Here is a 6,745-nt window from a genome sequence, read left to right as displayed (position 1 = left end):
GGGGGGTGGGGGGGGGGGGGGCGGCGGGCGGGGTCCAAAAAAAAAACCACAAACACAATTAAAACAAAAAAAAAAAAAAAATATATCTCCCCCCCCCCCCCCCCCCCCGGGGGGGGGCCCCCGGGCCCGGACGCCGGAGCGTCCGGGTGATCAGGACGGGGCCGCGGTCCCGGTGAGTGCCCGCATTTCGGTGACCAGAACGTCGAGCGGGGTACCGGTGGGGAAAACGGCGGCGGCGCCCGCGGCCTGCAATTTCTCGATATCGCCCTGCGGTATGGTGCCGCCGACGACCACCGCGATATCGCCCGCGTCGGCCGCGCGCAGGGCGTCGACCACCCGTTTCGTCAGGGCTACATGGGCACCGGACAGGATGCTCAGGCCCACGACCGCCACATCTTCTTGCACCGCGATCGAGACGATATCTTCGATACGCTGCCGGATACCGGTGTAGACGACCTCGAATCCGGCGTCGCGCAATGTCCGCGCGACGATTTTCGCACCTCGATCATGGCCGTCCAGGCCGGGTTTCGCGACCAGTACACGCGCGGTCATCAGAACACCACCGGCTGCTGGAATTCGCCCCAGACCGTTTTGAGGGCGGCGGTCATCTCGCCCACCGTGCAGTAGGCGTTGGCACAGTCGATCAGACGATGCATGAGGTTGTCGTCTCCTTCCGCGGCCCGCGACAATGCGGCCAGAGTGTCGCGCACCGCAGCGGAATCCCGTTCGGCTTTCACCTTGGCCAGCCGCTTCAACTGGGTTTCCCGGCCCTCGGCGTCCAGTTCGTAGGTGGAGATCTCGGGGGCGGGCTCGTCGGAGACGAACTTGTTCACTCCCACCACCGGTTTGGCGCCGGATTCGATGTCCTGGTGCAGTTTGTAGGCTTCGTCGGCGATGAGGCCCTGCAGGTAGCCGTCCTCGATCGCGCGGACCATTCCGCCCCGGTTCTCCAGGTCGGTCATGATTTCCTGGATGGCCTCTTCGGTTTTGTCGGTGAGCGCCTCGATGAAGTAGGAACCGCCCAGCGGGTCGGCGACTCGGGTGACCCCCGTCTCGTAGGCCAGGATCTGCTGGGTGCGCAGCGCCATGGTCGCGGATTCCTCGCTGGGCAGCGCGAACGGTTCGTCCCAGGCCGCGGTGAACATCGACTGCACGCCACCGAGTACCGCCGCCATCGCCTCGTAGGCGATGCGGACCAGGTTGTTCTGCGCCTGGGGCGCGTACAGCGAGGCACCGCCGGCGACACAGCCGAAGCGGAACATCGACGCCTTGTCCGTGGTGGCGCCGTACCGCTCGCGCACGATGGTCGCCCAGCGACGCCGGCCCGCCCGGTATTTGGCGATCTCTTCGAAGAAATCGCCGTGGGTGTAGAAGAAGAAGGAGATCTGCGGGGCGAACTTCTCGATGCTCATCCGGCCGCGTTCGACAACGGTATCGCAGTAGGTGACACCGTCGGCGAGGGTGAACGCCATTTCCTGGACCGCGGTCGCGCCGGCGTCGCGGAAATGCGCGCCCGCCACCGAGATGGCGTTGAAGCGGGGCACTTCGGCGGCGCAGAACTCGATGGTGTCGGCGATAAGCCGCAGCGAGGGCTGTGGTGGCCAGATCCAGGTGCCGCGGGAGGCGTATTCCTTGAGGATGTCGTTCTGGATGGTGCCGGTGAGCTTTTCCCGGGGCACGCCCTTCTTCTCCGCCGCCGCCACGTAGAACGCGAGCAGGATCGCGGCCGTGCCGTTGATGGTGAAGCTGGTACTGATCTTGTCCAGCGGGATGCCGTCGAACAGGATCTCGGCATCGGCGAGGGTATCGACCGCGACACCGACCCGGCCGACCTCCTCCCCCACTTCGGGATCGTCGGAGTCGTAACCGCATTGCGTCGGCAGATCCAGCGCGACCGACAGGCCGGTACCGCCCTGATCCAGGAGATAGCGATAGCGCCGGTTGGACTCTTCGGCCGTGCCGAATCCCGAGTACTGCCGGAAGGTCCACAGCCGTCCCCGGTAACCGGTGGCGTAGTTGCCCCGGGTGAACGGAAACGCGCCGGGCGCGGGTGGTTCGGTATGCCGGTCGGCCGGCCCGTAGACCGGTTCGAGCGGGATACCCGAGGAGGTATGGACTGCGTCGTTCATCGTTGAATATGCTACTTGCAGTAAATGAGAATGCCAATACCGGTTTGCGGGAACGCGTAATCGACCAGGAGTGATATGTCCACCGAGCAGCAGACCTTCACCGACCGGACCCTCGTGGTGTCCGGAGCCAGCCGCGGGATCGGCCTGGCCATCGCCTTGTCCGCGGCCCGCCGCGGGGCGAATGTGGTGCTTCTGGCCAAGACGGCGCAACCCCATCCGAAGCTGCCGGGCACCGTGCACACCGCGGTCGCGGAGATCGAGGCGGCCGGCGGTAAGGCCGCGGCCGTCGTGGGTGACGTGCGGGAAGAAGCCGATGTGGCGCGTGTCGTGGAGACCGCCTTGGAACGTTTCGGCCGCATCGACTACTGCGTGAACAACGCCAGCGCCATCGCCACCGACCCCACCGAGCACCTCTCGGCGAAGAAATTCGATCTGATGCAGCAGATCAACCTGCGCGGCACGTTCCTGCTGACCCGCGCCTGCCTACCGCACCTGCGGCAGGCCCCGAACCCGCATATTCTCACCATCGCCCCACCCCTGAACACGAGCCCCCGCTGGCTGGGAGCCCACCCCTCCTACACGCTCTCCAAATACGGCATGACCCTGCTGACGCTGGGCTGGGCCGCGGAATACGCCGACGCCGGTATCGCCGCAAACTGCCTGTGGCCGCAGACCTATATCGCGACCTCCGCCGTCGCCAACCTGCCCGACGGCACGAACCTCCTGGAATCCTCCCGCAGCCCCCGCATCATGGGGGATGCCGCAGCCGAGATCCTGTCCCGCGAGTCGAAGTACAACACCGGCAACACCTACATCGATGCCACGACGCTCATCGAATCAGGCCGCACCGACCTGTCGGAATACGGCGGCGGCGCCAACCCGATTCCGGACATGTTCTTGAACTGATCAGCCGGCCCGGGAGGCCGGGGGGCCGGGGGGCCGGGGGGCCGACGAGATTCACCTGGGCATTCGACGAGATGGGGGAAGGCGCGCCAATCCATGTTGGCAATTCGCGGACTGCTTCCACCCGCAAGCCGGCGCACAGCATCGAGCCGCTGTCTCACCCCAGGTCGCGACGCCACTCGTGCACAGATGGATGCTGGCATGCCTTCTCAGCCCATACCGTCGCGGTGGAAGCGAGTTCGGTGCGTAGGTAAGCAGCATGCGGTCGCTCACTCGGAGCAGTAGAGTGAGCGACCGCATAGACACCGGGCAGAGTTGATTCGACTCTTGCGGATCAGGTCAAACGATTACACCCCTTCGGGGTGTCGTGCATACGACTCGGCCACTTCAGGGCATCCCGGGTTTTCGGACCATAGATGCCGTCCGCAGTGGTCCCGGCCGACGCTTGCGCCCTCTTCAACGCCGCCTTGGTCTTGGGCCCGAACTGACCGTCCGTCGAAATATCCGCGTTGTAACACGCCCGGAGTGCGGTTTGCAGTGCCCTTACTCCATCACCGGACGCCCCTTCGGACATCGTGCAATTCGAACCAACGCCCGATTTGGCGGGAACGGTCGCGACCGAGTAGTTCCCAGCACCCGTTGTTCCCGTCGCGTCGCAGCGTGGGAGGCCCGCCACGGCAGGAGCCGCGAACACCGCACCGAGACCGCCACCGAACAACAGCAATGAGACAAGGATTCCCATCGCGCGTGCACCGTTCTTCTTCATATTCTCTTCACATCCCGAATTCGAAACCGATATCCAGCAGATGCCACAAAATCTTATGAATAAGCGGCGGGTCAACTCCGTCGGCGGCACCGTCCGAAAAACTTACCTTCCGTTTGGACTGCAACTGCTATCCGCAGAACCGCAGAGTCGCCGGCCAGCCGGGCACCTGTGCGGGGAGGTTCTCCCAGCCCCGGACCGTGGAAATCGGAGAAAGCTTCGTATCGGGTAAATCGACTTTTCATTCCGGTAAACGCCCAGTATTTCCTCGAGCGCGATACGGCCCTCGACCCGGCCGGCGCGAACCCATGCAGAAATGGGTGCCGACCGCGGCCTCGGCGACATCTTCGAAGGTTCCCTCGCGCGGGAGCGGGCGGTCGCGGTTCATCATTTCGCGCATGCTCCAGGTCGTCCGCTCGGCCTTTCCGGCGACATGGTGCTGGATGCCTTGGCAAGCAGAAGAAGGTTAGCGGGCAGGCGGCGATATCGATCCCGCCCGGACCCCGAACAGCGCGGCAGTGAAACGTGGCCGACGGATCCTGTCAGGCTTCGATCGCGGCGCCGCAGATGCCGCAGACCTCGAGCTGACGGCGCTTCCAGCGGGCGACCGGGATGAAAAACAGCGTGAACTGCTTGAACTCCCGCACCCGCTGCCACTGCGTCGTGTTGTGGCAGCGCGCGCAGGTCCGGGTCGCCCCCGCACCGAGGTTCTGCCGCTTGGTCCCGAAACCGAAGATGAAGAACACCAGACCAGCGTAGATGCCAGCCACCCCGGGGAGTACTGAACTAATTCAGCACAGCGCTACACTGGGTGGATGAGCGCGATGAAGAGCCTTCCCTTCAGCGAGTTGGTGCGGAAACAGACGTCGGTTTTCCCCCTACTCGCCGACGCAGATGTGCTCTTGGAGCGCAGAGACGCCGAGAACGTCGTCCTGATGCGTGACGAACGGTATCGCGCCATGGATGGTGCGCTGCGGCTTGCGGCACGATCGCTCGGTCTGGTAGCCAAAGCGAACCGCCGATTGGCCGAGGATGTTCTGGCCGAAGAGCTACCCTGGCTACGTTGGCTACCGGCGGAGCACCGGCCCGAAGCAATCGGGGAACTTCTCGATGATCTGCTCGCCGGTGCAGATACCGGGCACTATCTTCCTTTTCTGCGGGATCTGATCGCCTGGAAGCACACCGCCGAGATCTACACCGACCCAGCGCTGGTGGCGCAACTGAGCGGTCCGTTCGACACCTCCGACTTCGTGGAGGTCCACCGCCCGGGAAGACGGAAATGATCCGTCACAAGCGAGGCGACGAAGTCCCTCGGCCTAAACCGTGGCGGGTACTACTGCACAACACCGAATCCGCGCGTGGGTGGTCCGAGCTGGAACGCCAGGCGGTCGACGCGCTGGATCGCGCATGGATGGCCATTACGTCCGAGCCGCGCAGTGTGCAGAATCCGGGCCGCCAGCACCGGCTCAAGGCGACTCTGAGCGCAGTGAAGATCGACGGTACCGAGTTGGAGCAGTGGCAGTACGAAGTCACCAGCGGGGCACGAATCCGGTACGCGATCGACGACCGGCAGCGGACGCTATGGGTGACGAAGGCTGAAACCGGGCATCCCGGGATTACCGATCGCGGCAAAGGAGGCGGTCGGCGCCTACGGTAGCCGCTCACCTATTCCCGGCATCGGGGCGGAATGGCGGACACTCGGCCCCGATCCCGGTTCCGGTCAGAACGAGGCCGGCATGCTCTCCCAGCCGCGGACCGTCGAGGTCGGGGAGAGTGTGGCCTGGGACAGGTCGACCTCCCATTCGGGGAAGCGTTTCAGGATTTCCTCCAGGGCGACCCGGCCCTCCAACCGGGCCAGGGCCGAGCCCATGCAGAAATGGGTGCCGACGCTGAATGCCAGGTGGGGTTTGCTCGCGCGATGGATATCGAAGGCGTCCCCGTCGGGGGCGAATTGGCGGTGGTCGCGGTTGGCGGCGCCGATGAGCAGCATCATGGCGCTGCCCTCGGGGACCGTCTGCCCGTGATATTCGATATCGCGGGTGACATAGCGGGCGACGTGCGGAGCCGGGGGTTCGAAGCGCAGTAGTTCTTCGACGGCCGCGGGGATCAGCGACGGGTTTCCGGCCAGTTCACGGCGCTGGTCCGGGTGTTCGGCGAGGACTTTCCCGGCCCAGCCGATCAGCCGGGTGGTGGTCTCGTTACCGGCGCCGGAGACCACGTTGATGTAGGTGAGGATTTCGTCGCGGGTGAGGTGGCGCAGCGTACCTGTTTCGTCTTCGAATTCGACGTTCAGCAATTCGGAGATGATGTCGTCGGAGGGGTGCTCGGTGCGCCAGTCGACGTACTTCTCGAAGAGCTCACCGCTGACCATCCCTTCCGTGGAGGCCTTCATCGGTTTGCCTTCTTCGGTGCGCATCTGCTCGTTGGCGAAGTCGCGGACCGCTTCCTGGTCCTCCTCGGGAATGCCGAGCAGCATACCGATCGTACGCATGGGCATCCGAGCGCCGAGATCGGCGATGAAATCGATCTTTCCGGTGCCGATCAGGGGGTCCAGGCTCTGGCAGCAGAATTCCCGGACCTTCGCCTCCAGCGCCGCGATCTTGCGCGGAGTGAACATGCGGGAGAGCAGTTTGCGGTGCATGGTGTGGATCGGCGGGTCCTCGAAAATCAGGACGCCCGGCGGGATTTCGATATTCGCCTTGATCAGTTCGATGATGGCGCCGCGGGCGGAACTGAACGTGTCCTTGTCGATCAGTGCGGCATTCACGTCGGCGAACCGGCTGAGCGCGTAGAAATCGTGGGTTTCGTTGTAGTAGAGCGGCTTTTCCTCGCGGATCCGCTTGAACATGGGGTAAGGGTCGGCGTTCAGCTCGACATCGTAGGGGTCGTAGTAGACGTCGGTGGGCGCGGTGGCGGTCACAGCTGTTTTCTCCTCGGGGCGCAGTCGTTA

The 6,745-nt window shown here is 64.4% G+C and carries 8 protein-coding genes; 3 read left to right on the top strand and 5 right to left on the bottom strand.

Going from position 1 to position 6,745, the window contains the following annotated elements; genetic code table 11:
- Positions 1–150: 150 nt before the first annotated feature.
- Both QH276_RS03730 and QH276_RS03725 read right to left on the bottom strand, forming a co-directional pair.
- Positions 151–552 (bottom strand): cobalamin B12-binding domain-containing protein, encoded by a 402-nt coding sequence (locus QH276_RS03730; protein ID WP_280401957.1) that lies wholly within the window; start codon positions 550–552, stop codon positions 151–153.
- A complete protein-coding gene (locus QH276_RS03725) occupies positions 552–2,129 on the bottom strand; it encodes a methylmalonyl-CoA mutase family protein (RefSeq protein WP_280401956.1) in 1,578 nt (525 codons plus the stop codon). The genes QH276_RS03730 and QH276_RS03725 overlap by 1 nt, the downstream gene beginning before the upstream one ends.
- Before the next feature lie 75 nt (positions 2,130–2,204).
- Between QH276_RS03725 and QH276_RS03720 the strand changes: the two genes are divergently transcribed.
- Positions 2,205–3,035, top strand: coding sequence for an SDR family oxidoreductase (locus QH276_RS03720; RefSeq protein WP_280401955.1), 831 nt, complete (start codon positions 2,205–2,207; stop codon positions 3,033–3,035).
- Between the two features lie 331 nt (positions 3,036–3,366).
- Here the strand turns inward: QH276_RS03720 and QH276_RS35470 are convergent, their stop codons facing one another.
- Positions 3,367–3,606, bottom strand: coding sequence for a peptidoglycan-binding domain-containing protein (locus QH276_RS35470; RefSeq protein WP_432278733.1), 240 nt, complete (start codon positions 3,604–3,606; stop codon positions 3,367–3,369).
- A 731-nt stretch (positions 3,607–4,337) separates the two neighbouring features.
- Positions 4,338–4,544, bottom strand: coding sequence for a zinc-ribbon domain-containing protein (locus tag QH276_RS03710; RefSeq protein WP_280402028.1), 207 nt, complete (start codon positions 4,542–4,544; stop codon positions 4,338–4,340).
- A 66-nt stretch (positions 4,545–4,610) separates the two neighbouring features.
- Between QH276_RS03710 and QH276_RS03705 the strand changes: the two genes are divergently transcribed.
- Both QH276_RS03705 and QH276_RS03700 read left to right on the top strand, forming a co-directional pair.
- Entirely contained in the window at positions 4,611–5,078 is a 468-nt protein-coding gene (locus QH276_RS03705) for a hypothetical protein (RefSeq protein ID WP_280401954.1), read from the top strand.
- Positions 5,075–5,452: a hypothetical protein gene (locus QH276_RS03700; RefSeq protein WP_280401953.1), complete on the top strand. Its 378-nt coding sequence runs from the start codon at positions 5,075–5,077 to the stop codon at positions 5,450–5,452. Before QH276_RS03705 ends, QH276_RS03700 begins: the two co-directional genes overlap by 4 nt.
- A 63-nt stretch (positions 5,453–5,515) precedes the next feature.
- On the opposite strand, the gene QH276_RS03695 is transcribed toward QH276_RS03700, so the two are convergent.
- Positions 5,516–6,715 (bottom strand): cytochrome P450, encoded by a 1,200-nt coding sequence (locus tag QH276_RS03695; protein ID WP_280401952.1) that lies wholly within the window; start codon positions 6,713–6,715, stop codon positions 5,516–5,518.
- Between the last annotated feature and the right edge of the window lie 30 nt (positions 6,716–6,745).

It is taken from the genome of Nocardia carnea, from assembly GCF_029869215.1.
Lineage (GTDB): Bacteria > Actinomycetota > Actinomycetes > Mycobacteriales > Mycobacteriaceae > Nocardia > Nocardia carnea_B.
The sequence above is the reverse complement of the archived record's forward strand: the minus strand, read 5'-3'. Positions and strand labels throughout refer to the sequence as shown.